This window comes from Ottowia sp. (assembly GCF_047975795.1).
GTDB lineage: Bacteria > Pseudomonadota > Gammaproteobacteria > Burkholderiales > Burkholderiaceae_C > Ottowia.
This window is the reverse complement of the sequence record NZ_JBKEEE010000080.1, coordinates 23987-49130: the sequence shown is the minus strand read 5'-3', so window position 1 is coordinate 49130 and position 25144 is coordinate 23987. Positions and strand designations below refer to the sequence as shown.

The 25144-nt window shown below is 61.9% G+C and carries 19 protein-coding genes and 1 pseudogene; 13 read left to right on the top strand and 7 right to left on the bottom strand.

The window, feature by feature from the left end:
* The first annotated feature begins 6 nt into the window (after nucleotides 1–6).
* On the top strand, nucleotides 7–360 hold the full coding sequence (locus tag ACK5NW_RS11775) for a universal stress protein (RefSeq protein ID WP_416928240.1): 354 nt from the start codon (nucleotides 7–9) through the stop codon (nucleotides 358–360).
* 13 nt (nucleotides 361–373) lie between these two features.
* Here the strand turns inward: ACK5NW_RS11775 and ybaL are convergent, their stop codons facing one another.
* Nucleotides 374–2101: a YbaL family putative K(+) efflux transporter gene (ybaL, locus tag ACK5NW_RS11770; RefSeq protein WP_416928238.1), complete on the bottom strand. Its 1728-nt coding sequence runs from the start codon at nucleotides 2099–2101 to the stop codon at nucleotides 374–376.
* Between the two features lie 293 nt (nucleotides 2102–2394).
* Here ybaL and ACK5NW_RS11765 point away from each other — a divergent pair.
* The 3 genes and pseudogenes from ACK5NW_RS11765 to ACK5NW_RS11755 form a co-directional block, all read left to right on the top strand.
* Nucleotides 2395–2575 (top strand): annotated as a pseudogene (locus tag ACK5NW_RS11765) (Tn3 family transposase); the annotation flags it as partial.
* 86 nt (nucleotides 2576–2661) lie between these two features.
* Nucleotides 2662–3459 (top strand): SDR family oxidoreductase, encoded by a 798-nt coding sequence (locus ACK5NW_RS11760; RefSeq protein ID WP_416928236.1) that lies wholly within the window; start codon nucleotides 2662–2664, stop codon nucleotides 3457–3459.
* 82 nt (nucleotides 3460–3541) lie between these two features.
* Nucleotides 3542–4084, top strand: coding sequence for a MaoC/PaaZ C-terminal domain-containing protein (locus ACK5NW_RS11755; protein ID WP_416928234.1), 543 nt, complete (start codon nucleotides 3542–3544; stop codon nucleotides 4082–4084).
* A gap of 30 nt (nucleotides 4085–4114) precedes the next feature.
* Here the strand turns inward: ACK5NW_RS11755 and ACK5NW_RS11750 are convergent, their stop codons facing one another.
* Nucleotides 4115–5017, bottom strand: coding sequence for a DMT family transporter (locus ACK5NW_RS11750; RefSeq protein WP_416928402.1), 903 nt, complete (start codon nucleotides 5015–5017; stop codon nucleotides 4115–4117).
* Complete coding sequence (locus ACK5NW_RS11745) at nucleotides 5017–6423, bottom strand: reverse transcriptase family protein (RefSeq protein ID WP_416928232.1); 1407 nt, start codon at nucleotides 6421–6423, stop codon at nucleotides 5017–5019. The genes ACK5NW_RS11750 and ACK5NW_RS11745 overlap by 1 nt, the downstream gene beginning before the upstream one ends.
* 273 nt (nucleotides 6424–6696) lie before the next feature.
* Between ACK5NW_RS11745 and ACK5NW_RS11740 the strand changes: the two genes are divergently transcribed.
* Nucleotides 6697–7677, top strand: coding sequence for a quinone oxidoreductase family protein (locus ACK5NW_RS11740; protein WP_416928230.1), 981 nt, complete (start codon nucleotides 6697–6699; stop codon nucleotides 7675–7677).
* On the opposite strand, the gene ACK5NW_RS11735 is transcribed toward ACK5NW_RS11740, so the two are convergent.
* The 4 genes from ACK5NW_RS11735 to ACK5NW_RS11720 all read right to left on the bottom strand — a co-directional run bounded on the left by ACK5NW_RS11735 (nucleotide 7674) and on the right by ACK5NW_RS11720 (nucleotide 13289).
* Nucleotides 7674–8558: a transporter substrate-binding domain-containing protein gene (locus ACK5NW_RS11735; protein ID WP_416928228.1), complete on the bottom strand. Its 885-nt coding sequence runs from the start codon at nucleotides 8556–8558 to the stop codon at nucleotides 7674–7676. The two genes, ACK5NW_RS11740 and ACK5NW_RS11735, sit on opposite strands and share 4 nt — an antisense overlap.
* A 165-nt stretch (nucleotides 8559–8723) precedes the next feature.
* Complete coding sequence (gene lspA, locus ACK5NW_RS11730; protein WP_416928226.1) at nucleotides 8724–9284, bottom strand: signal peptidase II; 561 nt, start codon at nucleotides 9282–9284, stop codon at nucleotides 8724–8726.
* Nucleotides 9284–12118: an isoleucine--tRNA ligase gene (gene ileS, locus ACK5NW_RS11725; protein WP_416928224.1), complete on the bottom strand. Its 2835-nt coding sequence runs from the start codon at nucleotides 12116–12118 to the stop codon at nucleotides 9284–9286. The genes lspA and ileS overlap by 1 nt, the downstream gene beginning before the upstream one ends.
* A gap of 148 nt (nucleotides 12119–12266) precedes the next feature.
* On the bottom strand, nucleotides 12267–13289 hold the full coding sequence (locus ACK5NW_RS11720) for a bifunctional riboflavin kinase/FAD synthetase (protein WP_416928222.1): 1023 nt from the start codon (nucleotides 13287–13289) through the stop codon (nucleotides 12267–12269).
* A 241-nt stretch (nucleotides 13290–13530) separates the two neighbouring features.
* On the opposite strand from ACK5NW_RS11720, the gene ACK5NW_RS11715 reads away from it, so the two are divergent.
* The 8 genes from ACK5NW_RS11715 to ACK5NW_RS11680 all read left to right on the top strand — a co-directional run bounded on the left by ACK5NW_RS11715 (nucleotide 13531) and on the right by ACK5NW_RS11680 (nucleotide 25097).
* Nucleotides 13531–14088, top strand: a complete 558-nt coding sequence (locus ACK5NW_RS11715; RefSeq protein ID WP_416928220.1) for an HNH endonuclease — start codon at nucleotides 13531–13533, stop codon at nucleotides 14086–14088.
* Between the two features lie 180 nt (nucleotides 14089–14268).
* Nucleotides 14269–14688, top strand: coding sequence for a YjfI family protein (locus ACK5NW_RS11710; protein WP_416928218.1), 420 nt, complete (start codon nucleotides 14269–14271; stop codon nucleotides 14686–14688).
* Nucleotides 14689–14730: 42 nt separating this feature from the next.
* Entirely contained in the window at nucleotides 14731–15471 is a 741-nt protein-coding gene (locus ACK5NW_RS11705; RefSeq protein WP_416928216.1) for a PspA/IM30 family protein, read from the top strand.
* A 28-nt stretch (nucleotides 15472–15499) separates the two neighbouring features.
* Nucleotides 15500–15859 carry a hypothetical protein gene (locus ACK5NW_RS11700; RefSeq protein WP_416928214.1) on the top strand — a complete coding sequence of 120 codons (360 nt, stop codon included), beginning with the start codon at nucleotides 15500–15502 and terminating at the stop codon, nucleotides 15857–15859.
* Nucleotides 15860–15889: 30 nt separating this feature from the next.
* Nucleotides 15890–16585, top strand: coding sequence for a ubiquinone biosynthesis protein (locus tag ACK5NW_RS11695; RefSeq protein WP_416928212.1), 696 nt, complete (start codon nucleotides 15890–15892; stop codon nucleotides 16583–16585).
* Nucleotides 16586–16645: 60 nt separating this feature from the next.
* On the top strand, nucleotides 16646–18772 hold the full coding sequence (locus ACK5NW_RS11690) for a hypothetical protein (protein WP_416928210.1): 2127 nt from the start codon (nucleotides 16646–16648) through the stop codon (nucleotides 18770–18772).
* A gap of 65 nt (nucleotides 18773–18837) precedes the next feature.
* Nucleotides 18838–19362 carry a zf-TFIIB domain-containing protein gene (locus ACK5NW_RS11685; RefSeq protein WP_416928208.1) on the top strand — a complete coding sequence of 175 codons (525 nt, stop codon included), beginning with the start codon at nucleotides 18838–18840 and terminating at the stop codon, nucleotides 19360–19362.
* An 89-nt stretch (nucleotides 19363–19451) separates the two neighbouring features.
* On the top strand, nucleotides 19452–25097 hold the full coding sequence (locus ACK5NW_RS11680; protein WP_416928206.1) for a DNA repair ATPase: 5646 nt from the start codon (nucleotides 19452–19454) through the stop codon (nucleotides 25095–25097).
* Nucleotides 25098–25144 lie beyond the last annotated feature (47 nt).

The following is a 25144-nucleotide window of genomic DNA, read 5'->3' as shown; positions in this document are numbered from 1 at the left end:
TGGCGTGTGCAGCCGTGGTGCAACTGGTCCTGCACCCCGCCCACCCCTGGCGATGCCGGGGCTGGCCGATGTTTTGCGCATCTCGGTGTCTGCGTTGGTATCGAAGAAACCGAATGCGCTGCCTTCCTGTCGGTGACTGTTTTTCCAGAGGGCACAAAGGTCTGTCCCGTTGTCGAATGCGGAGTCATCGAAAGCACACTGACCTGCTGCGTGCGTGAGCACGACATTGACGTGGTGGTGATGGGTAATCATGGCCACAGCAGTTTCATGAGCCTGTTGTTGGGCAGCACGATCGCCAAACTATTGGACTGGCTGCCGTGCGACACCCTGCCGGCACGTGAACCAACCGCCGCAGTGTGACGGCTCGCCGGGTTCAAGAGTGGGTGGTCGCTGTGGCTTGATTGCTGACTTGCGGATCAAACCGCTTCAGTATGTACCCGGCCATACCCTTGGCGAGCTCTTCCTCACCAAAGAAGATCGCGCCAATACCATCTTTGCGCAGCAGCGCCGACTCCTCTTCGCTGTGCGTGCGCAAGACGATTTCGATGCCTGGGTTGAGGGTGCGTGCAGTCGCTGCCATCTGCCGCACGTTGAGTGGATCGGGGGTCGCCACGACCAGCATGGCGGCATCCGCGATATGAGCTTGGATCAGCACAGCCGGATCGGCAGCATTGCCCGATACGGCCACTACCCCCTTTTTGCGCAGGTCTTCGACTAGTTCACGGTTTTGTTCGGCAACCACATAGGGAATGCCTTGAGCATCCAACGCACTGGCAATTCTCTTCCCGACACGGCCATAGCCCACCAGCACGATCTGCTTTTGCAGGTACTTGCGTTCAGTACTCATCGGCAGTTCTGCATACGGGTCGGTCCTTTGCTCCAAGCGGCGAGCCAAGTCTGAGCGTTGCAAAATCCAGCGACGCACCGGCTCGATGGCCGCGAACAACACCGAATTGAGCGCGATCGAGATGAGAGCGCCGGCCAGCACCAGGCTCATGCCATCCGCAGGCAGCAGACCCAGGGTCAATCCCAGGCCAGCCAGGATGAATGAGAACTCGCCAATCTGTGCCAGACTGGCCGAGACAGTCAGCGCTGTGTTCAGCGGATAGCGGAAAACCAACACCAGACCAAAAGCTGCAATGGACTTGCCAAAAATGATGATGGCGACCACCCCAAAGACGCGAATTGGTTGTTCGATCAGAATGCTCGGCTCGAACAGCATGCCCACCGACACGAAAAAAAGCACCGAGAAAGCATCGCGCAGGGGCAGGGACTCTTCGGCTGCACGGTGGCTGAATTCCGACTCGCGCAGGACCATGCCAGCAAAGAATGCGCCAAGGGCAAACGAGACGCTGAACAGTTGCGCCGCACCGTAAGCGATGCCGATAGCGGCGGCGATTACCGAGAGTGTGAACAGCTCACGCGAGCCGGTGCGCGAAATCTGCCACAACAACCAGGGGAGTACACGGCGACCGGCTACCAGCATGATGGCGATAAAGGCCGCGACCTGGAGCAAGGTTTTTCCAATTGTCATCCATAGTGCTTGGCCGTTCCCTGCTTCGGCAGCCGATCCACCCAGAACGCCAGCAAGCGGTGGCAGCAGAACCAGTACAAGAACGGTGGACAGGTCCTCCACGACCAGCCAACCGACCGCGATGCGGCCGTTCATGCTTTCAAGCACGCCTCGAGCTTCCAACGCCTTGAGCAGCACCACGGTGCTCGCGCACGACAGCGACAATCCGAAAATAAGACCAGCGCCCCAACTCCATCCCCACCACCAAGCCACCGCCATGCCAAGAACAGTAGCCATGCCCATCTGCACGACAGCACCTGGTACTGCGATGCGTTTGACCGCCAGCAGGTCATTGAGTGAGAAATGCAGGCCGACACCGAACATCAGCAGCATGACGCCGATTTCGGAGAGCTGAGAAGCCAGATGTATATCAGCGACGAACCCCGGCGTGCCCGGTCCGATGATGATCCCGGCGATGAGATAGCCTACCAGGGTCGGCACCTTGATACGCTCAGCGAGAAAGCCAAGAATGAGCGCAAAACCGAAGCCAGCCGCGAGCGTGGTAATCAGGGATATGTTGTGTTCCATTCGTTTGTCATTTCAATTTCGGATTAAGGCTAAGGCTACGTTGAATAAGCCCATCATTACCGATCTGCCTACGTTGTAATGCAGTGAAGCAACAGACCCTTGCCGCGGCAGCCGATCAGGGCGGCGGATTCGAACAATACCAGCGCACGACCAAGCACGATGTGTTCCTCGCGTTGATGGACCGATCGTGCCGTGGCCGGCGCTGCGTGCGGTGGATCGAGCCGCACTACCCGAAGCCAGGTAACGGGCACCCGCTAGTGGGGCTGCAACGCATGCTGCGCATGTACTTCGTGCAGCAGTTGTGCTACCGGGTCAGCGGCCTCAACCTGGTGACGGCGGCCATCATGCTGTGGAACCCGATGTACTTGGAGCGGGCCGCAAACGCCTTGCGCGGCCATGGACAACCTCTGGCGCAGCAGCGCCAAGATCGGTGCAGGCAGGCTCAGGCCGCTACGACCACGGCAATTGGCTTAGCGTGCTTTATTTTCCGTTTTCTGAGACAACCCCATATAGACTCCATTGTCGAGGCATAAAGTTGGTCAGCCACCGCAGGAGAACACATGGACTTAGGCATTGCAGGCAAATGGGCGCTGGTGTGCGGCGCCAGCAAGGGTTTGGGCCTGGGCTGCGCACAAGCGCTGGCGGGCGAGGGCGTCAACGTAGTGATGGTGGCGCGCGGGGTCGAGACGCTGGAGGCTGCAGCGGCAGCACTGTGCGCCAGTGCGGGCCGGGCCTCGAAGGTGCAGCTGCTCACCGTGGCGGCCGACATCACCACAGCAGCGGGCCGCGAGGCGGCGCTGGCGGCCCACAGCGGCTACGACATTGTCATCAATAACGCTGCCGGGCCACCGCCCGGCAGCTTTCGGGATTGGGACCGCGAGGCTTGGCTGAAGGCCATTGACACCAACATGCTGACCCCCATCGAACTGATCAAGGCCACGCTGGACGGCATGCTGGAGCGCGGCTTTGGCCGCATTGTCAACATCACCTCCAGCGCGGTGAAGGCACCCATCGACATTCTGGGGTTGTCCAACGGCGCACGTTCTGGCCTGACGGGTTTTGTGGCCGGACTGGCGCGCAACCCCGACATTGCCGCGCGCGGCGTGACCATCAACAACCTGCTGCCGGGCAAGTTCGACACTGACCGCCTGGCGGCCACCATGCAGGGTGCGGCGCAAAAAACCGGCAAACCGCTGCAAGATATTCGCGCCATGCAGCAGGCGCAGATTCCGGCGCAGCGCTTTGGCACGGCGCAAGAGTTTGGCGCGGTGTGCGCCTTTTTGTGCAGCCAGCAGGCCGCGTACCTGACGGGGCAAAACGTTTTGCTGGACGGCGGCGCTTATCCTGGTACGTATTGACGGCATGTCTTGACTCGGCGTGGGCGCAACACATGGCAGGATGTCAACGTCGTGCAATCTGGCGTGTGTATGCTGGCAGGGTATGACACTTGAATCTCACACCAACGCCACTATGGCGTTCGATGCGGTAGCTTCGGGCATGGTCGAAAACGTGCCTTTCGACGAGCTGTTCATTGGCCAGACGGCGGAGCGTGCACAGCGCCTGACGCTGACCGACGTGCAGGCATTTGCCGCAGTTTCAGGCGATACCAACCCGGCCCATCTGGATTCAACCTATGCGGCCCAGACGCGGTTTCACGACATCGTGGCGCATGGCATGTGGACGGGTGCGCTCATCTCTGCCGTGCTGGGCACCCAACTGCCGGGGCTGGGCACGATTTACCTGGGGCAGAATTTGCGCTTTTCACGCCCCGTGCGCCTCGGCGATACCGTGACGGTGCGCGTGACGGTGCGCGAGCTGCATGCTGAAAAGCGGCGTGTGGTGCTGGATTGCCAGGCGGTCAACCAGCAAGGCGAGGCTGTGGTGTCGGGCGATGCGCTGGTGATTGCCCCTGAGCACAAGCTGCGTCGCCCGCCCGTGGCGTTGCCCAGGCTGCAACTCGATCTGGCTGACGCCACGGTATAAATGCTGCGTCGCCCGCAGGCGGCCCGCTTTTTATTTGCGTGACGACACCACGATGCCCGCCACAATCAGTGCGAACGCGGCGGCGTGGTAAAGGTGTGGCGCTTCGCCCAGAAAAAGCGTGGACAGCACGGCCGCAAACACTGGCGTCAGGTTGCTGAAAAAACCCGCCACCGCAGGCCCGGCCCGCTGCACACCCAGACCCCAAGCGCGGTAAGCCAGCACGGCGGGGCCGATGGCCACGTAAAGCAGCGTGGCCACCAGCGGCCAGCCCCATTCAATGTGCGCAGCGTCCGTCAGTGCCCATTCGCCCGCCGTCAACAGGCCCGACCAGCCCAGTCCGAACACCATCTGCGCCAGCAAAAACGCTGCCCAGTCGCCGCGCACGGCTGCAGGCTCGGCAGTGCGGGCCAGCAGCCACGAATAAAACGCCCAGCACATGGTGGCCACCAGCATGTACACGTCACCCGGCACCAGCTTCAACTGGGCCAGTTGCGTCCATTCGCCGCGCGACAGCACCAGCGCCACACCCGCCATCGAAAATGCCGCCCCGACCAACTGTGTCCGGGCGATAGGGGTTTGAAAAAATACACGGCCAATGGCCAGCATCCACAACGGCATGCTGGAAGCCACCAGCGTTACATTGATCGGCGTGGATGTGCCCAGCGCCATGTATTGAAAGGCGTTGTAAAGTCCCACGCCCAGCAGGCCCAGCAGCGCATAACGCCGCCAGTGTGCCCACAGCAGGCTGGACGGGGCCAGCACCCACGCTGCCAATGGCAGCAAGAGAATAAAGGCCAGCGTCCAGCGCAAAAAATTCAGCGTGATGGGCGGCACCAGCCCCACCACCAGCCGCCCCACCACGGCATTGCCCGCCCACAGCAGGGGCGGCACAACGAGCAGGGCGGCGGTCGATGGGGTCAGGCGCTGGGTCATCAAGCGGTCGATGGTGCCACGTCTGCCGCGCCGCATGGGGCGATGTCGAATCTGATCTTTTCAAACAACCCGTTCAATTTACGCGCGCGCGTGGCGCAGACAAAGCGCTGCATCCAGCCCAAGCGGCCTTGCAGCTCGGCACGCCGGTGGTACGCCACCGCAGGTTGATGGCCTAACTGATGCAGTTCTGCGCGAAAGCGGTCGTATTCAACTCGGCTGATGTGCGGTGTCTGGTTGACCACCAGCCCGGTCACCCGCTGCTGGCGATGTGCAGGCATGCGGCGGCATTTGCCAGGGTGCAATGCAAAGCCTTCGGCGCGCACGATCGCATCGACCCAGGCATGCAACTGGCGAAAGCGGGCATTCAGGCAGGCAGGGCCTGAAAAAACCAGGTCATCGGCATAGCGCGAATAACGCGCCCCAAAGCGTTCGGCCAGCCCGCTCAGGCGCACATCAAGCTGAAACGTGCACAGGTTGGCCAAAGCGGGCGAAGTGGGCGCGCCCTGAGCCAGGTGCGGGCTGGCCATGCGCAGGCTCTGGCGAAAGTCCAACGCACCGGATTCAGACAGCCGGGCGCGCACCGGTGCCGGGGTGCGTGTGGTGGTCAGCGCCGTCAGGCAACGCGCGGTGCCTTCCGGATAGCCCAGGCTGCGCCACACGGCGGTGATGCGCGCGGCCCCAATGCTGGTAAAAAAGTCTTGCAGATCAAAGGCGGCCACGAAGCCCTGGCCAGCGTGCACGCTGGCGTGGCTGGACACGTCGCGATTGCGCACGAAACCGTGGGCCGCTTCGTGCACGGGCACATGATGGAGCAGTTGCGCCAGCAAAAGACGCTGGGTTTGCTTCAGTTTGGGCAAGGGTGCTTCCAGCAGCCGCCAGCCGCCGCGCGGCTTGGGCCGCAAGATGCAGCGGTAGTGCGGTGCCACCCTGGCGGTGGGGCGTGCAGGGGCAGGTTCGCGCCAGCCCAGCGCGGGGTGGCAAAGCCAGTGCAGCTCGTCCATGCTCAGACGCAGACCACCGGCCAGATCACGCGGGGTCGGCCAATGCGGCAAGGCCAGTGGCGCAGGCAGCCCCGGCGTTTGCTCGCGCATGGCCGCAGGGCGCAACAACAGGTGGCGCACCCGCAGCGGCGATGTGGAGCTGACCAGATTGTGAAACTGCGCCAGGCTGGCGAGGTGCTGGCTCAGCGTAGGAACGGTGTGTCGCCGCCAGAATGACCGGGGTTGGCGCGCCAGCGCACGGGCCAAAGCGCGCAAAGGTGGTGCGCTGCACACATTCAGGCAGGCGCGCATGCGGGCCTGTAACACCGTCGGCGTGCAGGTGCGCGGGTGTTCAGCATCGGCCAGCAAGGCATGCGCCAGGGCGGTGGCGATCCATCGGGGGTATGCGCTTCGACGGTGTGGCATGTGTGAAGAAGTGGCCCACGGCGCGCCAACCAGTCGGTCGGGCGCGAACCTGTCTGCGCCGTTGGCGCAGCGCGGTTCGTGCGCTGTGATGACACCGTTGAAAAAATCGCCGTGAGGATGCCCCACGGCCCGCTAGCGGTAAAACGCTGGCGAGAGATCTTGGATCGCGCCGGGGCCGCTGGCATTATGCAGTGCGTAGTGGGCACCAGCACGGGCAGGCCATTCATGGCAGGATAGACCGTATTGGCTACCTCAAAATTCAGGAGAAAAACCATGCCCCTTGCCGTTCAAATCGCCCGCCCCGGTGGCGCTGAAGAAATGCACCTGGTCGATGTGCCCGTGGGCGATCCGGGGCCGGGCGAGGTGCGCATTCGCCACCACGCCATTGGGCTGAATTACATCGACGTGTACCAGCGCACCGGCCTGTACCCACTGCCCATGCCGCTGACGCTGGGCATGGAAGGCGCGGGCGTGGTGGAAGCGGTGGGCGAGGGTGTGGCGCACCTGAAAGCGGGCGACCGCGCCGCCTACACCAGCAACCCGCCCGGCAGCTACAGCCAAGTGCGGGTGATGCCCGCGCTGGCGGTGTGCAAGCTGCCGGAGGGCATCAGCTTTGAAACTGGCGCGGCCATGATGCTCAAAGGACTGACAGTGCAGTATTTACTGCGCAAGACGCTGCCGGTGGAAGGGCTGCAAGCGGGCGACCACATCCTGTGGCATGCTGCCGCAGGCGGTGTGGGTTTGATTGCCTGCCAGTGGGCCAAGGCGCTGGGCTACCAGTTGATCGCCACCGCAGGTTCAGACGAAAAATGCCAGTTGGCGCTGGCCAATGGTGCAAGTGCAGCTATTAATTACAGAGCGGAAAACTTTGTGGACAAGGTGGCTGAGATCACCGGTGGCCGTGGCGTGAAGGTGGTGTATGACTCGGTGGGCAAAGACACTTGGGAAGGCTCGCTGAAGTGCCTGCGTGAATTTGGCCTGATGGCCAGCTTTGGCAACGCCAGCGGCGTGGTGCCACCGTTTGCACCCACGGTGCTGGCCCCCAAGTGCCTGTACGTCACGCGCACCACCATCTTCACCCATATCGCCCAGCGAGAGCGTTGCCAGCAGATGGCCGATGATTTGTTCAATGTGGTGAGTAGCGGCCAAGTGAAAATCCACGTCGAGCAGCGCTTTGCACTGTCAGAAGTGCAGGCCGCGCACCGGGCGCTGGAGGCGCGCCAAACGGTGGGGTCGAGCGTGCTGTTGCCTTAAAACTGTGGTGGTGCAGGAGTGCGGTCAGGGTGTACCCAAATATCGCGGGTCATGAAATTTACGCGCAGCTTATGCTGTTTGGCCAGCTTGTCCATGAGCGGGCCGCGCATGATGGCGGCCAGCACTGAATCGACTGCTTTGCTAAAAGCCTCATCGTCCTTGGGCAGCATCAAGGCGTAAGGTTCGACGGTAAGCTGTTGTCGACGCACAGAAATTTCTGAATCTTGTGGTATCAGTTGTCCGTCGGCCGCAAAAGTATCAATCTTGCCTGCTTTGAGCCATTCAATACCTTGCTCATACGATTCCAGAGGCACAACAGTGGCCGCGTTATCGCGCTTGGCCCGAATGGTGGCAATCTTGGCTGCGGTAGAGCCTTTCAGCGCACCAATACGACCGTATTTGTCTGGGTTGGCGTACTGCGCATCTTCTGTACGATAGGCCACGGCGATGCCTGAGATAAACAATGAGTAAGAAAAATTTACCCGCTGCGCACGTTCCTGTGTGTGGGTGGTGCTGCCGCATTGCATATCAATTTTGCTGTCGCGAAGCATGGTGAATGATTCTTCGAGAGAAACCGGCACTACCTTGATCTCTAGGGGGGACTGGAGCGTTTCAGACAGCGCATTGACTACTGCCTTGCACAAGTCCCAGGTAAAACCAGCAGCTTGTCCCTGAGCATTGATGGATGCAAATGGGGCTGCGCTATTGCGTACCCCCAAGGTGATGGTCTTGGTGGTTTGCAAGCGCTCCAGTGTGCTGGTTGGTACAGCGGTGGCCGGTGCAGGACTTTGGGCTTGAGCGTTGACGGCTGTGAATGCGGCAAGACCTATGAAAAGAAGGTGACGCCAGAAGGGGGGTAATGGCAGGTGATTGAATAGCATGTCGCGGCCTGAGATGAGGTATAGGTGGTGGATTTTTCATCGTATTCAGAACCGTACGCTAAGAACACATTGGCCAGAACCACGGAGAGTGCTCATACCCCCAAACGCCAACAATTTATGCACATTTGTCTGGCTTGATCTGTAGTCTGATGATTACGACAAGATTCAGCCCTCGCGCCGTACCCGCCGCAACTCGTCCACGATCAGGCAGATGGCACCCAAAGTGATGGCGCTGTCGGCCAGGTTGAAGGCGGGAAAGTGCCCGCGGTAGAACAGGGGTGACAAAAACGACCAGTGGAAGTCCAGAAAGTCCACCACGTAGCCGTGCACGCTGCGGTCGATGACGTTGCCGATGGCACCGCCTAAAATCATGCTGAGGGCAAATGCGAACAGCTTTTGCCCCGCGTGAGCGTGCAGCAGCCAGACGATGAAGGCTGATGCGGCCAGCCCCAGCACGGTGAAAAACCAGCGCTGCCAGCCCCCGGCCGAGGCCAGAAAGGAAAATGCCGCGCCCGTGTTGTGCGCCCGCACGATGTTGAAAAAGTGGGTGATGGTGGTGCTGTCGCCCAACTGGTAGCGCGCCAGGATCGACCATTTGGTGAGCTGGTCGAGCACCACCACCAGTGCGGCCAGCGCCAGCCACAGCGCCATGCCGTCGCCTGCGGTGGCGTGGTGGCTACTACTACTGCGGCTGGTGCGGCTATTGTGGTTGTTGCGGCGTGCCATCAGGCTGTGGTGCGTTGTTCGCCAGCGCCGTACAGGTTGCTGACGCAGCGGCCGCACAGTGTGGGGTGTGTTGTATCTGCCCCCACATCAGCACAGTAATGCCAGCAGCGCTCGCACTTGGTGTCTTCTGAAGCGTTGACGCTGATTTGCAAGGCATCTCCAGCGATCAAGTCAATCGCCGACGTGATGAACACAAAGCGCAGATCATCGCCCAGGCTGGCCAGCAACGCATGATCATCCTTGGGCACGGTGAGCTGGACGTTGGCTTGCAACGATGAGCCTACCGCGCCCTTTTCGCGCAGCGCCTCGATGTCCTTGTTGGCCGCCTCGCGCAGGGTGCGGATGCGCGCCCATTTGCTCAGCAGGGCGGTGGCTGGCGCATCAAACTTGCAGAACTCTTCCAGAAAGATGGAGTCACTGTTGCCGACGATTTTCCACGCCTCTTCAGCGGTGAAGCTCAAAAAAGGTGCCATCCAGCGCAGCAGGGCCTGGGTCAGCTGCCACAGCGCGGTCTGCGCGCTGCGCCGCGCCAGGCTGTTTTCTTGCGTGGTGTAGAGCCTGTCTTTCAGCACGTCGAGGTAAAAGCCGCCCAAGTCTTCCGAGCAGAACAGTTGCAGCTTGGCCACCACGGGGTGAAATTCGTACACTTCGTAATGCGCCAGCACCTCGGCTTGAAATTGAGCCGCGCGCGCCAGCATCCAGCGGTCGATCTCCAGCAACTCGGCCGGCGCCACGGCGTCGGTGACGGGGTTGAAGTCGCTGGTGTTGGCCAGCAGAAAGCGCAGCGTGTTTCGGATGCGGCGGTAGGCGTCGATCACGCGCGCCATGATCTTGTCGTCACCCGCAATGTCGCCCGAATAGTCGCTGGCGGCCACCCACAGGCGCAGGATTTCGGCACCCCATTTTTCGCCCGCCTTTTGCAGATCAATACCGTTGCCCAGCGACTTGCTCATCTTGCGGCCCTGCGCGTCCACCGTAAAGCCGTGCGTGAGCAGGCTGCGGTAGGGCGCGCGGCCACGGATGGCGCTGGCCAGCAAGAGCGATGAGTGGAACCAGCCGCGGTGCTGGTCGTGGCCTTCGAGGTACATGTCCGCTTCCGGCCCCGCGACATGATGTTCATTGGGGTGCGTGCCGCAGAGCACGTGCGAGAAGGTGGAGCCGGAGTCGAACCACACCTCCAGGATGTCGTTGAACTTGCGGTAGTGGCGTGCGTCTTCGTCGCCCAGGATTTCTTCGGGCGTCACACGGCTCCAGGCTTCGATGCCGCCTTGCTCGATGATGTCGGCGGCTTGATCAAGGATTTCCATGGTGCGCGGGTGCAGCTCGTCGGTTTCTTTGTGCAAAAAGAACGCGATCGGCACGCCCCAGGCACGCTGGCGGCTGATGACCCAGTCGGGCCGACCGGCAATCATGTCGCGCAGGCGGGCCTTGCCGCTGGGGGGGTAGAAGGCCGTGTCTTCAATGGCCTTCAGCGCCGTGGTGCGCAGGGTTTCGGACGCCTTGTCCTTGGTGAACACGCCAACGCCTTCGTCCATGCGCACGAACCATTGCGAGGCGGCGCGGTAGATCACCGGCGACTTGTGGCGCCAGCAGTGCGGGTAGCTGTGGGTGATGGTGCTGGTGGCCAGCAGGCGGCCAGCGTCCTTCAGCGTCTGGATGATGATGGGTTGGGCTTTCCAGATGTTTTGCCCGCCAAACAGCGCAAAGTCGGTCTCGTAGCTGCCGCCGCCTTGCACGGGGTTCAGGATGTCTTCGTGCTTGAGGCCGTGCGATACGCAGGAGTTGAAATCTTCCACGCCGTAGGCCGGGGCTGAATGCACGGCACCGGTGCCGTCGGTGTCGGTGGCGTAGTCGGCCAGGTATACCGGGGCGAGGCGCTGGTAGGCGGCGTCCACCTCGTACAGCGGGTGCTTGAAGTTCAGCCCGCCCAGCTTGTCGCCCATCGTGGTGGCGATGACCTTGCCTTCGAGTTCGTAGCGCTTGAGACAGTCCTCGACCCGCGCCTTGGCCAGCACCAGCAGGCCCTTGGGTGTATCGACCAGGGCATATTCGATGTGCGGCCCCAGGTTGAGCGCCTGGTTGGCCGGGATGGTCCAGGCGGTGGTAGTCCAGATGACGAGGAAGGCTGGTTTGTCCAGCTTTGGCAGGTCGAAGGCGGCCGCCAACTTGGCGGGATCGGCGGCCTCGAACGCCACGTCCACCGTGCTGCTTTTTTTGTCCTGATATTCGATCTCGGCTTCGGCCAGGGCGGAGCCGCAGTCGAAACACCAGTACACGGGTTTCAGGCCACGGTAGACAAAGCCGCGTTCCATCAGGCGCTTGAACAGGCGCAGCTCGCCCGCTTCGTTGGCGAAGTTCATGGTCTTGTAGGGGTTGTCCCACTCGCCCAGCACGCCCAGGCGCTTGAAATCTTTCATCTGCTGGGCGATTTGCTCGGTGGCGTAGGCGCGGCCCTTGGCCTGCATCTCGTCGCGGCTGAGGCCCCGGCCAAACTGTTTTTCGATCTGGTTTTCGATCGGCAGGCCGTGGCAGTCCCAGCCGGGCACGTAGTGCGCGTCCAGGCCCTTGAGCTGGCGCGTTTTGACGATCATGTCTTTGAGTATTTTGTTGACTGCGTGCCCCGCATGCAACTGGCCGTTGGCGTAGGGCGGGCCGTCGTGCAGGATGAATTTTTCGCGCCCGGCGCGGGCCTGCCGCAGGCGGTGGTAAACACCTTTGTCTTCCCATTCGGCCACCCAGCCCGGTTCGCGCTGGGGCAGATTGCCGCGCATGGGAAAGGGTGTGTCGGGCAGGTTGAGGGTTTGGCGGTAGTCGGTTTTGCTGTCGGTGCTCATGGGTTTGAAACCGTTCAAGATGGATGGATCAAATGTGGCTTATGCGCAGGTTTGGCAAGCGCAAAGCGCTATCAAACAAGGAGTAATTGGATGGTGGGGCGTGGGGCGGAGCAGGCCAGGGGTTGAAGCCGGGGCGTCCGCCGCCCCTTCAAATTCGGCCCGTGCGTGCGGCCAGCCAGGCGCGGGCGTCGGCCAAGTCGCGTGCGATGCCCTCGGTCAGCGCCGCCAGGCTGTGATAGCGCAACTCGTCGTGCAGTTTGTGTAGCAGATCCACGCGGATGATTTTACCGTAGGCCCCTTCTGCACCCAGGTGCTCAGGCCATTGCAGGCAGTGGGTTTCCAGCAAAACCCGGCCGCCGTTGGCATCGTTGGGATCGAGCGAGGGGCGCACGCCCAGATTGGCCACGCCGGGCAGGGGCTGTGCGGCCAAACCATGCACCTCAACCACGAAGATGCCGCTGGCGGCGGGCCTCCAGGCGTGGGCGCGGCGCGAAAAGCGCAGGTTCAGCGTGCGAAAACCATCGTGGCGGCCGGGGGCACTTTCGGCCAGCGCGCGGCCCAGTTTGCGCCCGTGCACCACGTGGCCGCTGATGCTGTAGGGGCGGCCCAGCAAGGTGGCGGCATCCTGCATGCGGCCTTCGGCCAGCGCTTCGCGCACGGCAGACGAGGACACGCGCAGCCCGTGCACCTCATAGCTTTGCATGCGCGCCACATCAAAGCCGTGCGCAGTGCCTTCCGTGTCCAGCATGGCGTAGTCACCTGCGCGCTTGGCACCAAAGCGGAAGTCGTCGCCCACCAACACATAGCGCACGCCCAAACCAGCCACCAGCACGTCGTTGATGAAAGTTTGTGCTGGCTGGCTGGCCAGCTTGGCATTGAAAGGCAGCACAATGGTTTGGTCAACGCCGCAGCGCGCCAGCTCGGCCAGCTTGTCGCGGAAGGTGGCGATGCGCGCCGGGGCCAGGTCGGGCTTGCCCTGGATGGCGGCAAAGTAATCGCGCGGGTGCGGCTCAAACGTCATCACGCAACTGGGCACGCCGCGGTGTGCGGCCTCGCTTTTGAGCAGCGCCAGCATGGCCTGGTGGCCACGGTGCACGCCGTCGAAGTTGCCAATCGTCAACGCACAACCTGCGGCGATATCGGGGTGGTGCAGACCGCGAAAAATCTTCATGCCGTCGATAGTGTGTGAATGGTGTGTCAGATTGCGTTTTTGATAGCGGCTTGTGCATGCCAGATCAGCATCGGGACACTGAACGGTCATTAAACAAGAGTATATTGCCAAGTGCGTTGCGCACTTGGATGTACAGCGCAGCAAGCACAGTATGTGCAGCGAATGCAAGGTGCATTCAGGCGGCCCGCCCTGGCAACGCAGGCCCGAGACGATAGGTTCTTCGACAAGAGGGGGTCGTTTTGTGAAAGTGCTCAAGCTGTCGGCACAGGGGTTGCCGCAATCGTGGATTTCGCTGGAGCAGGCGGTGATTCACTACGCCTCGGACGAGGTGCGCTGGGAAGCGGGTCAGCAAGTGGCCGTGTTTCGCGGTGGTCACAACGCCGTCACGGGCGTGCAGTCGGTGGTGGCCATTAACAGCATCATCGGCACCAAGGGTGTGCCGCGCATCAGCCCGTTTGAGCTGCGTCCCTCGTTAACCAACACCAAGCTGTTCGCACGCGATCGCAACATTTGCGCCTATTGCGGCAGCCATTTTCATGAAACCGAGTTGACGCGCGAGCACATCATCCCGTTCGCACAAAAAGGCCGTGACGGCTGGATGAACGTGGTCACCGCCTGCCGCGCCTGCAACCACCGCAAAAGTGACCGCACCCCCGAACAGGCCCGCATGCCGCTGCTGTACACGCCTTACGTACCCAGCCTGTGGGAGGACTTCATCCTGCGCAACCGCCGCATTCTGGCCGATCAGATGGAGTTCTTGATGGCGCATCTGCCCAAAAATTCGCGCCTGCATGGGTGAAGGCGCATGCCTCTTTCTTTAGGGGCACGTTGACCGCATGCGGTGGCATGAGCGGGCCGTCATCAGCGCGAGAGAAAATCTGGTGTCAGGCGCTTGACATATCATGTCGAATGACATAATATGACGAAACCGTGTGGTTCAAGCGGTTGTCAAAAAATCAAAACGACAGAGGAACTCGACATGCCAATGACCTTGTTGCAGCAGTTACGTCAGCTCGACACACTGACCTCCGCACTGATGGGGGGTGTTAGCGTGCAGTTGCAGCCCATCTCGGGTGACGTGCCCGTGCTTCAGGTGAGCATTGATGGGCGGAACGAGCTGCCCATCTTCATCACCTGCTCCGATACCCAGATCATCTGCCTGTGCTATCTCTGGACCGATCAGGATGTTCGCCCAGAACGCCGGGGCGAGTTGCTGGAGGTCATGCTTGATCTGAACCCCTCGGTGCCGCTGTCATCGTTTGGCCGCATTGGCGAGCGTTTCGTTTTGACCGGGGCACTGGCACGCAGCGCACGCGCTGAAGATGTGGCGCATGAAGTGGCCGTGCTGAGTGATAACGCCCTGGACGCCCTTGATGCACTGACTGAGTTTTTGCGCTGATTTTCTTTGCGAACCCCCGCTTTCCTTGAAAGGAGAACCGACATGACCGTGATCAAAAAACTGGTGACCCTGTTGCGCGGCAGCACGCGCGAGCTGGGCCAAAGCCTGGTGGACGCCAACGCCACCCGCATTTATGAACAAGAAATCGTTGATGCCAAGGCCAGCGTCAGCGAGGCCAAAACCGAACTGACCGGCGTGATGGCCCAGGAAAAACAGAGCGCGCGAGAAATCGACCGGATTCAGGGCGATATCCGTCGCTTTGAAGACATGGCTGTGCAGGCGCTGGACAAAACCAACGAACCGCTGGCGCTGGAAGTGGCCGAGCGCGTGGCCGCGCTGGAAATCGAGCTGGCCGAACAAACGCAGGCGCATGCCGACTATGCGGTGCAGGTCAGCCGACTGAAGGATTTGATCAGTGCCGCCGAAGCCCGCATCCGCGAGCACGAGCGCGAAATCGGCATCGCCAAAACCACCGAAAGCGTGTACCGCGCTACCCAGAAAATCTCTGACAGCATGGGGGCGAGTGGTTCCAAGCTGGTGACAGCACGTGAATCGCTGGAGCGCATCAAAAAACGCCATGAAGACCTGGCCGATCGCATGGCCGCTGCTGACGAGCTGGATCAAGAGTTTGGGCACCGCGCTTTGGAGCGCAAGCTGGCCGATGCAGGCATTGGCGACAACCCCAAGGTGCGCGCGGCTGACGTGATGGCGCGTCTGCGTGCGCGGCAGCAAAACGCTGCCGCTGTGCCTGTGCTGTCGGCTCCAAAGTCAGACGCGCCATGAAATCACTGGGCAGCGTGAGGGCGGCGCGGTGAGTTCCGCCCCACCACCCAAGCCAGTGCGCTGGCAAGGCTCGGACAACGCGCTGCGCGCCGTGCAAGTGGCGTTCGACGTTGAAGAAACGGTGATGGAAGCCATTCGCGTGGCGGCGTTTCAAGCCAATGTCTCCACTTCAACGCAAATTCGCCATGTGCTGGGTTTGCCTGTGCCTGTTGAACGTCCCAAGCGCCCGCGCCTGACCGTCACGCTGAACAGCGAAGACTATGCTTTGCTGGGTGAGCGCTACCATTTGGCCTCAGAAGATCGCCTGGCGATCAAAGAAGCGGCCACCCGTGAGCTGATGGCATTCGTGCCAGCCGCGGCCACCGGCAAGAAACGCAAGAGCAGGTAAAGCACCACATCTCGAGGGAGGAGCCATCTTATGGACGTCAGTGCAAACGTCGGCGTAAACGTCGGCGCAAATGTTGACGCAAGTACCAGCGTATGGGCCACCATCATTGGCTTTCCTACGGCCATTTACACCGTGCTGCTGGGCGTGCTGCTGGTGTACTGGCTGCTGGCCGTGCTGGGCATGGTCGATTTTGAATCCAGCGGGATTGATGTCGACATCGACACCCACGCCGACGCCAGCCCAGAAGATTTGGGCACGCTGGCGGGCTACGTTGTGGCGTTTGGCTTGTCGGGCGTGCCGTTTTCAATTGTCGTCAGCTTGCTGGTGCTGGTCGGTTGGTTGATCACTGCGCTGGCCAGTGTGCTGGTGCTGCCGCTGGTACCCACCGAGCTGCTGCGGGTGGTCGCTGGTGCTGCGCTGCTGGTGGTGGCAGCGGCCTTGTCCATCGTCATCACGGCGCGCTTGATACGGCCATTGCGCGGGCTTTTCGTCACCCATGCGGCGCAAAGCAATGCGGCGCTGGTGGGGCAGGTGTGCCGGATCATCACCGGTGTGGTGGACGAGCGCCAGGGCCGCGCTGAAATCGCCCAGCGTGGTGCCAGCCTCAACATCCGCGTGTGGGCGGCCAGCCCCAATCCACTCAAGCGCGGTGATCGTGCCTTGGTGATCGACTATGACCCGGCAACCCAGCGCTACCGTGTCGATCCTCTGCCAGAAGATGCCTGAGTCGGGCGTCTGGTTTTTCAACTTCCAACCTTCTTTCTTCCATTTTCAAGAAAGCCAACCATGTCCGAATCCTTGATGCTCATCCTGATCGCCATTGGCGTGCTCGTGCTCTTCATCCTGGGCGCGTTTGCCTTGTTTGCAAAGTTCTATCACAAGGTTGAACAAGGCAACGCGCTGATCGTCAACACCCTGCGCGCAGCGCCCGAGGTCACGTTCACCGGCCGCATGGTCTACCCCATCATCCACAAGGCCGAGTTGATGGACATCTCGATCAAGACGATCGAGATCGACCGTTCTGGCAACCAGGGCTTGATCTGCCAGGACAACATTCGCGCAGACATCAAGGTCAAGTTCTTCGTGCGCGTCAACCAGACGGCTGAAGACGTGCTGCGCGTTGCGCAAGGCATTGGCTGCGAGCGGGCCTCCAACCACGAAATTCTGGAAGACCTGTTTTCGGCCAAGTTTTCCGAGGCGCTCAAAACCGTCGGCAAATCGCTGGACTTTGTAGAGCTGTACCAGGCGCGCGACCGCTTCCGCGACAAGATCATCGAGCAAATTGGTGACGACCTGTCGGGCTACGTACTGGAAGACGCCGCCATCGACTACCTGGAGCAAACGCCGCTGGAGCGGCTGGACACCAACAACATTCTTGACGCGCAAGGCATCAAGAAAATCACTGAACTCACGGCTGTCGAGCACGTGGTCACCAACGAGCTGCGCCGCAACGAAGAGATGCAGATCAAGAAAAAAGACGTGGAAACGCGCGAGGCCCTGCTGGAGCTGGAGCGCCAGCAAGCCGACGCCACCGCCCGCCAGCAGCGGGAAGTGGCCACGGTGCAGGCGAGAGAACAGGCTGAAACCTCCAAGATTCAGTCTGAAGAACACACCCGCTCCGAACTGGCACGCCTGCAGGCAGAGCAGCAAATTGCCGTGCAAAACGAAAACGTGCTGCGCGAAAAAGAAGTGGCCGAAAACAACCGCAAACGTGCTGTGGTGATCGAGCAAGAGCGCGTCACACGCGCCAAGGACCTGGAAGTGGTGGCGCGCGAGAAAGAGGTCACCTTGCAACGCATTGACGCTGACAAGGCCGTTGAAGTGCAGAAAAAAGCCATTGCCGACGTGGTGCGCGAGCGCATCGTGGTCGAACGCACCGTGGCTGAGCAGGAAGAAGCCATCAAGGAAGTGCGCGAGGTGGCCGAGGCCGACCGCACCGGCAAGGCCACGGTGATTACCGCACAGGCGTCGGCCGAAGAAAAGCTGGTCATCGAAGTCAAGGCCGCCGAGGCGCAAGAGCGCCGCGCCCGCCACAAGGCCGCCGAAGACTTGGTGCTGGCCGATGCGCGCCTGAAAGTGGCCGAGCGCGAGGCCGAAGCCAAAAAGCGCGAAGCCGAAGGCGTTGAGGCCATTACCGCTGCGCCTGGTCTGGCGCAGGCCAAGGTGCAAATGGCCGACGCCGGTGCCAGGCTGGCGCAGATGGAAGCCGAAGCCGTGGGCAAAGAAAAGGTGGGCCGTGCCGAGGCGCAGGTCATTGAAGTGCAGGCGCAGGCCGAAGCCGTTGGTCTGCGTGCCAAGATGGGTGCCGAAGCGGATGGCAAAGAAAAAATCGGCCAGGCCGAGGCCAACGTGCGCACCGCCGAGGCCGAGGCGCTGACCAAGACCGGCGACGCCGAGGCGCACAACATCGACGTCAAGTTCAACGCCGAAGCGCGTGGCCTGAAAGAAAAGTTCGAAGCCATGAAAGTCATGAGTGCCGAAACCCGCGACCACGAGGAATACCGCATGCGCCTGGAGCGTGCGCACATCGAGGCGCTCAAAGGCATCGAGGCGCAAACCGCAATTGCCAAAGAACAGGCCGACGTGCTGGGCACGGCGCTGGGCAACGCCAAGATCGACATCGTGGGCGGTGATGGCGCGTACTTCGACAGTTTTGTGCGCGCGCTTTCTGTCGGCAAAGGGCTGGATGGAGCCATCGCCAAGAGCAATACGCTGCAAGTGGCTTTCAAAGACCAGTTGGATGGCACGCGCGACGTGGTCGAAGACGTCAAACAGATTCTGAGTGCCGCGGGCAGCTCGGCCAGCGAGCTGCAAAACCTCAGCGTCGCTGCCATGCTGAGCAAGATCGCCACGCAAGGCAGCGATGCGCAAAAGCAGGCGCTGGGTCAGTTGATGAATAGCCTGCGTTCCTGACACTATTCTTGACGAAAGGCCACTCCATGCTCCCAACACTGCGCTGCACTTGCGGATCGCCTCATGTGCTGAAAACCGTCTTGCTGGAGCCGGGCTTGCCCGCCGCCGAATGCCAGGACTGCGGCACCGTGCTGCTGGACATGCAAGACTGGCGGCGCTGGCAAAGCAAGCCTGCACCGGACGAGTCTGTGGGTGCGCCTGCATCGACTGTGGCTGAAATCAATGACCATCCCCATGCCAGAAACTGCCCTGCGTGCAGCCGATGGATGGAACGTTTGTGGGTAGACGCCAGCAACTGCTTTCGCGTTGACCGCTGCGTGTCCTGCCAATACGTGTGGCTTGACCGTGGTGAGTGGCAAGCGCTGGTAGAGCAGGGACTGGATCGTGTGCTGGACACGTTGCTGTCAGATGCAGGCCAGAAAAAAATTCAGCAAGAGCGGATGCAAGCCCTTCGGACCGATGCCTTGCGCCAGCGGCATGGCAACGACTGCATTGATGAAGTGCTGCGCATTCGCCGCTGGCTGGTGGGGCAAACCCACCGCGACGAGGTGTTGGCGCTGATCAGCACGGCTGATGCGTGGCAGCCGTAAGCCAATTGGTTTTAGCAGTTATTGCTTTTATTTCGATAGCGTATCAAGTTTGATTGACACGCGAAACGTTCGATTTGATGGACAGAATAATGACCGAACCTCTCGACCCGACCGCTGCTGCGCCAGAGGCTGACTCTGCCGCCATGGACGACGCCGTAGACGGTGCGGTGACCGCCAGCAGCAGCTACGATCTGCTCAAAAAACGCTTGCACACGCAAGGCGATGTGCTGCTAGGCAAGGCGCAGGCGTTGAATGCGGCGCGGCTGGACGCTTTTGGCCAGCAAGAGCAGCACCTGCTGCTGCGTACCCGCGCACGCACCGAACACGCCTGCGTGGCGCGCGACATGGTGCGCATTGGCACAGATAAGGTGCTGCTGGGCTTTAACGTGTTCATGGGCCTGCGCCGCGAAACAGGCGTCAGCGATGTGTTTGCGCTGTATGCGCTGCGCCAGCACAAAGGCACTGGCACCGGATCGGACGAGGCAGACACTTTCAACGAAGATCTGATCCCTGTGCCTTTGGCAGGCAGCTTTCTCGACGACGGCCGGTTCAAGGCTGATTTCAGCGAACTGTACACCTATTACAAGCAAGCCACGCTGCAGGCGCTGCGCATCACCACCGACTGGCTGCTGGCGGCCTTTCAGATCGGCGCGCAGCACAGCGACATCCGTGTATTTCGCTGGCGGATTGAAAACGACGGTGCGCTGACCTACATCGACAACCGGGGTGAGCGTGATATCGCGCTGCCCGCCAGCCACGATTTTGAGTGGACACCCATCACGCGCGAACAGCATGTGGGTGGTCGCCATCCGCACATCAACATCCTCGACACCGTGTTTATTGAAACCACGGGGGGCGACCTGACCGTCAAGGTGGAAAACAACACCGAGACTGGCCTGGGCATTTACAGCGAGCCGGTGGACGATGCCACCCAGGCGCTGGGTGATGCCGATATCGCCTACGCGCGGCTGGGGCGGCTGATTTTGCTGCGCGTCAAACCCTATCGAGAGGCCGCCACACGCCATCTGGTGTTCAACGAACGCACGCGCGAGGTGCTGCGCATCGACGCCATCGGCGCATCGTGCGTGCAACTGCCCGAAGACCACGGCATTATTTTCCCCGGCGGGTATTACCTGCAATCGGGCGAACACAAGCGATTTGACTTGCCCGCCGATCTGGCCGATGCACTGCGTTTCAAGCGCATGATCCGCTCGCCCAACGGTGAAGACGTGGCCTATATCTTCTATGGCACGCTGCCAGCAGCCGCCGCAGGCGCGGCAGGTGGTGGCGGGCAGGATTCGGGCATCTACGTCCTGTTCACCTACAACCTGATCGACAAAAGGCTGCTCGCGCCCATTCTGGCCGACGGCTATGCGCGCTTTGCCGACGGGCGCATGCTGGTATTTCAGACCACAGCAGGAGAAGCCACACGTCTGCACCCCATGCAACTGTGGCAAACGCCGTTTGCGCACGACGAGCATGCCGCCGCCCAGCCGCCCGGTGCGGGATTTTTTGGGCGTGTGGGCAACGCCGATCTGGTGCGCGGCGTGTCCGATCTGATGGGCATTGCCCGCGCACTGCGCGAGCAGGCCCCCACGCGCACGGCCTACGCCGACTTGGCCCGTCAGTGCCAGCGCGCGCGCGATGCCTACTTCTGGCTGGACGCGCCGGAAGCCCAGCACGCCATTGCAGACCTCGCTGCCATTGAGCAGGGCGCACAGGCCACGCTGGCCGAATTTGAAAAAGTCGAAACCATCCGCACCGAGACCGCACGCGCGTTCGACCGTGCTGACAGCGCTCAGCGCGAATTGCTCAGCGAGCTGGCCGCGCAGATGTGGCGCGCGCCGTCCGACTTTGTGCACGCACTTGATCGCCTGCGCCAGCGCCAGGGCGATTTGCACACCTTGCGTGAGCTGCGCTACGCCGATCTGGCGCGCGTGGACGGCATGGCGCAGCAACTGGCGCAAGAGCAGCAGCGCGTGGGCGAGAGGGCGCTTCAGTTTTTAAGCGATGCCAAGGCGTTTGACAGTCAGCAGGCGGCGCTGACCAAAGTAGGGGCCGACCTGCCAGACGCCCACACCGCCACGAAAATTGGTGACTTGCTCACCGTGCTGGACGATCAGGCCCGTGGCCTGGATTTGCTGAGCGAGCAGCTGGGCAGTCTGCCCGGCGGTGACGCTGTGCAACGCACCGCCATTTTGGACCGCATCGCACTGCTGTATGCCGACATCAACCGCCTGCGCGCCGATGCGCGCCAGCGCCGCCGCACACTGGGCGTGGCTGAGCAGAGAGCTGAGTTTGGCGCGCAGTTCAAACTGTTTGCGCAAGGCGTGGAAAACGCGCTGGAGCTGGCTGATACGCCCGAAAAATGCGACGAAGCGCTGACTCGCCTGCTTGCGCAGCTTGAAGAAATCGAAGCGCGTTTTGCCGAGCAGGAAGATTTTCTGACCGACATTGCCGACAAGCGCGAATCGGTCTATGAAGCGCTGGCTGCGCGCCGCCAAAGCCTGCTGGATGCCCGCCAGCGCCGTGCCAAAGCCCTGGCCGATGCGGCAGGCCGCATTCTGGATGGCGTGCCACGCCGCGTGGGCGGCATGACCGATCTGGCCGAGGTGCATGGCTACTTTGCCGCCGACCCCATGCTGGGCAAGCTGCGCGAGCAAATTGGCGAGCTGCGCCGCTTGGGTGCGGTGGTGGCTGCTGACGATCTGGCCACGCGCCTGAAGACGGCGCAAGACCAGGCCGTGCGCGCCGTGCGTGACCAGCGCGATCTGGCCGCAGGCGGCGCAGGCGATATCCAGATCGGCGCGCACGGCTTTACCGTCAACCGCCAGCCGCTCGATTTGACCCTGGTTGCCCACGATGATGGTATGGCCTGGCAAATTACGGGCACCGATTACCTGCTGCCGGTGCAGGATGCGCGACTGCAAGCGCTGCACGCTTACTGGAGTCAGGCGCTGGTGTCTGAAACGCCGCAACTGGCCCGCGCCGAATACCTGGCCGCCGAATGGCTGGATGCCGTGCACCAAGGCACGGCTGATCTGTCCTGGTCTGCGCTGCTGGCGCAGCTGACCGCCTGGCCTGCCGATCAGCCCAGTGCGCCGCCCGCGCTGCTGGAGCCGCTGCGCCGATTTGCTTCCACGCGTTATCAAGAGGGATACCAGCGTGGCATCCACGACGACGATGCGCTGGCCATCGTGCGCGCGTTGGCCCCGTTGCAGTCGGCAGCGGGCTTGCTCGTCTACGGCCCGCAAGCGAGGGCGTTGGCGCTGCTGGCGTGGCAAAACGGCTTGCGCGATGAAACACGCCAGTCGCTGGCCCGCCGCGCGCGCGCAGCGCGGCGCATGGCCGAATGGTTGGCGCAACCGCAGGCGCGTGAGGCTCTGGCGCACGAAGTGGCGAGCCTGCTGCGCGAGTTTTTCGACAAGCATCAAGTACTGGCGCAGGATTGGCAAACGCCAGCAGCGAGTGATTCAGCAGCGGTTGGTTCAGCCGCGGTTGACGACATGGCCGCTGTGCTGTGTCAAGAATCGGCCGCTTATCTGGTGCGCGAGCTGGCGGCGCTGGAGGGCGAATCTGCCACGCCCGAAGCATTGCCAAGCACGCCCATGAGCTGGGTGGTCAGCGGCCGTGGGCAGGATCTGGCTGCTGCGCTGGAGCGTGCGCTTGACCAGGGCGGCCAGCGCGCCGCGTGGCAACGTGACCTGGCCGCAGCCGAACCACTGGAGCGCTGGCGGCTGGCACGCCAATGGGTGCAGGCCTTCGTGCAATCGCAGGCCAAAAACGATGACGCCACGGACGTCGACGCTTGGGCCGTCAGCATCGACGACGCCGCCACGCAATTGGCTGTGGAGGCACCGCGCCACCGCATCAATGCCGAGCTGCAAACCGAAGTCAGTGGCCTGCGCAGCGAGCACCCGCGCATCCAGCACGGAATGCTGGCGCTGGACATCAATGATTTCGAGCAGCGCCTGCGCCAGCACCGCACGCATGCACAGCCCGGCTATCAGGCGCTGCAAGCGCTGCGCCATGATTTGCTTGCCGCTGAGCGCGAACGCCTGCATTTGGCGCAGTTCCAGGCCAAACCTATGGCGGGCTTCGTGCGCAACCGGCTGATCGACGAGGTGTATTTGCCGTTGATTGGTGCCAACCTGGCCAAGCAAATTGGTGCCGCAGGCGATGCTGCACGAGCCGATCGTTCGGGCCTGCTGCTGCTGATCTCGCCGCCCGGCTACGGCAAAACCACGCTGATGGAATACATCGCCGACCGGCTGGGGCTGGTGTTCGTGCGCATCAACGGCCCGGCACTCGGCCATGCGGTGACCAGCATCGACCCGGCCACCGCACCCAACAGCGCCGCCCGGCTGGAGCTGGAAAAGCTCAACCTCGGTCTGGCCATGGGCAGCAACGTGATGCTGTACATCGACGACATTCAGCACACGCACCCAGAGTTTTTACAGAAGTTCATAGCCCTGGCCGACGGCACGCGCCGCATTGAAGGCGTGTGGAATTCCCAAGCGCGCACCTGGGACATGCGTGGCAAGCGCTTTGCCATCGTCATGGCTGGCAACCCTTACACCGAATCGGGTGAGGCGTTTCGCATTCCTGACATGCTGGCCAACCGGGCCGACATCTACAACCTGGGCGATGTGCTGTCGGGCCGCGAAGCGGTGTTTGCGCTGTCTTATATAGAAAACAGCCTGACCGCCAACCCGGTTACCCAGCCGCTGGCCGCCCGCGAGCCGAAAGACGTGCAACTGCTGGTGCGCATGGCCCAGGGCGAGCCGGTGGACATCTCGCAATTGGCGCACCCGTACAGCGCGGTCGAGCTGGACGAGATCAAAAGCCTGCTTCAGCGCCTGTTTCAAGTGCGTGACGTGCTGTTAAAGGTGAATCTGGCCTACATCCAGTCGGCTGCGCAGGATGACCGCTACCGGCAAGCGCCGCCTTTTAAGCTGCAAGGCAGCTACCGCAATATGGCGCGGCTGGCACCGCAAGTCACCCCGTTGATGACACCCGCCGAGCTGGATGCCCTGCTGCGTGATCATTACCGAGGGGAAGCGCAAACACTGACCACCGGCGCGGAAGAAAACCTGCTGCAACTGGCCCACCTGATCGGCCAGCCTGCGGATGAAGAAGCCAGGCGCTGGCAGCAGATTCAGGGCGACTACCAGCGGCAGCGGCAATTGGGCGGTGCCGACGACGACCCCAGTGTGCGCGTTACGCGTGGCCTGCTCGACATTGCGCGCAGCGTGGACGCACTGCAACCGGCAACGACCACCCAGCAATGGCTTGACCGCGCTGATGCGGCTCTGGAAACATTCAGCACCCGCCTCGCCCAGCCGCTGACCGCGCTGGCGCAAGGCCAGGAAGGCACCAAGGAGCAGCAGCAGGCATGGCAGGCGCAGATGGCACCCGCCCTGATCGCGCTGGCCGATCTGGCGCGCCAGTTGCAAGACGGGCAAACCCAGAGCCAGCAAGCCCTGCGCGCCAGCCTGGATGGCAGCGCCGAGGCTTTGCGCGCCCTGCAAGCCAGCACGCAAACCCTGCACAAGCACAGCAACCGCGCGCAAGAGCAAAGCATGGTCGATGCGCTGCTGTCGCTGTCGGTCACCTACCGCCAATTGATTCTGCCCCTGGTGCGCGCCGTCGAAGCGCGGACGGGCGAAGATGCGAAGCTGCACAAGCAGTTGCAGCAACTGGAAGAGCAGTTCAACCAGATCGGGCGGTCTTGAGCGCTATGGAGTGCAGCACTGTGATAACGAAAGATCAGTTTCCAGGC

Coding starts and splice junctions, on each gene's coding strand:
- ybaL (WP_416928238.1), bottom strand. CDS start 2,101: ATGGAACACAACATATCCCTGATTACCACGCTCGCGGCTGGCTTCGGT.
- ACK5NW_RS11760 (WP_416928236.1), top strand. CDS start 2,662: ATGGACTTAGGCATTGCAGGCAAATGGGCGCTGGTGTGCGGCGCCAGC.
- ACK5NW_RS11755 (WP_416928234.1), top strand. CDS start 3,542: ATGACACTTGAATCTCACACCAACGCCACTATGGCGTTCGATGCGGTA.
- ACK5NW_RS11750 (WP_416928402.1), bottom strand. CDS start 5,017: ATGACCCAGCGCCTGACCCCATCGACCGCCGCCCTGCTCGTTGTGCCG.
- ACK5NW_RS11745 (WP_416928232.1), bottom strand. CDS start 6,423: ATGCCACACCGTCGAAGCGCATACCCCCGATGGATCGCCACCGCCCTG.
- ACK5NW_RS11740 (WP_416928230.1), top strand. CDS start 6,697: ATGCCCCTTGCCGTTCAAATCGCCCGCCCCGGTGGCGCTGAAGAAATG.
- ACK5NW_RS11735 (WP_416928228.1), bottom strand. CDS start 8,558: ATGCTATTCAATCACCTGCCATTACCCCCCTTCTGGCGTCACCTTCTT.
- lspA (WP_416928226.1), bottom strand. CDS start 9,284: ATGGCACGCCGCAACAACCACAATAGCCGCACCAGCCGCAGTAGTAGT.
- ileS (WP_416928224.1), bottom strand. CDS start 12,118: ATGAGCACCGACAGCAAAACCGACTACCGCCAAACCCTCAACCTGCCC.
- ACK5NW_RS11720 (WP_416928222.1), bottom strand. CDS start 13,289: ATGAAGATTTTTCGCGGTCTGCACCACCCCGATATCGCCGCAGGTTGT.
- ACK5NW_RS11710 (WP_416928218.1), top strand. CDS start 14,269: ATGCCAATGACCTTGTTGCAGCAGTTACGTCAGCTCGACACACTGACC.
- ACK5NW_RS11705 (WP_416928216.1), top strand. CDS start 14,731: ATGACCGTGATCAAAAAACTGGTGACCCTGTTGCGCGGCAGCACGCGC.
- ACK5NW_RS11695 (WP_416928212.1), top strand. CDS start 15,890: ATGGACGTCAGTGCAAACGTCGGCGTAAACGTCGGCGCAAATGTTGAC.
- ACK5NW_RS11690 (WP_416928210.1), top strand. CDS start 16,646: ATGTCCGAATCCTTGATGCTCATCCTGATCGCCATTGGCGTGCTCGTG.
- ACK5NW_RS11680 (WP_416928206.1), top strand. CDS start 19,452: ATGACCGAACCTCTCGACCCGACCGCTGCTGCGCCAGAGGCTGACTCT.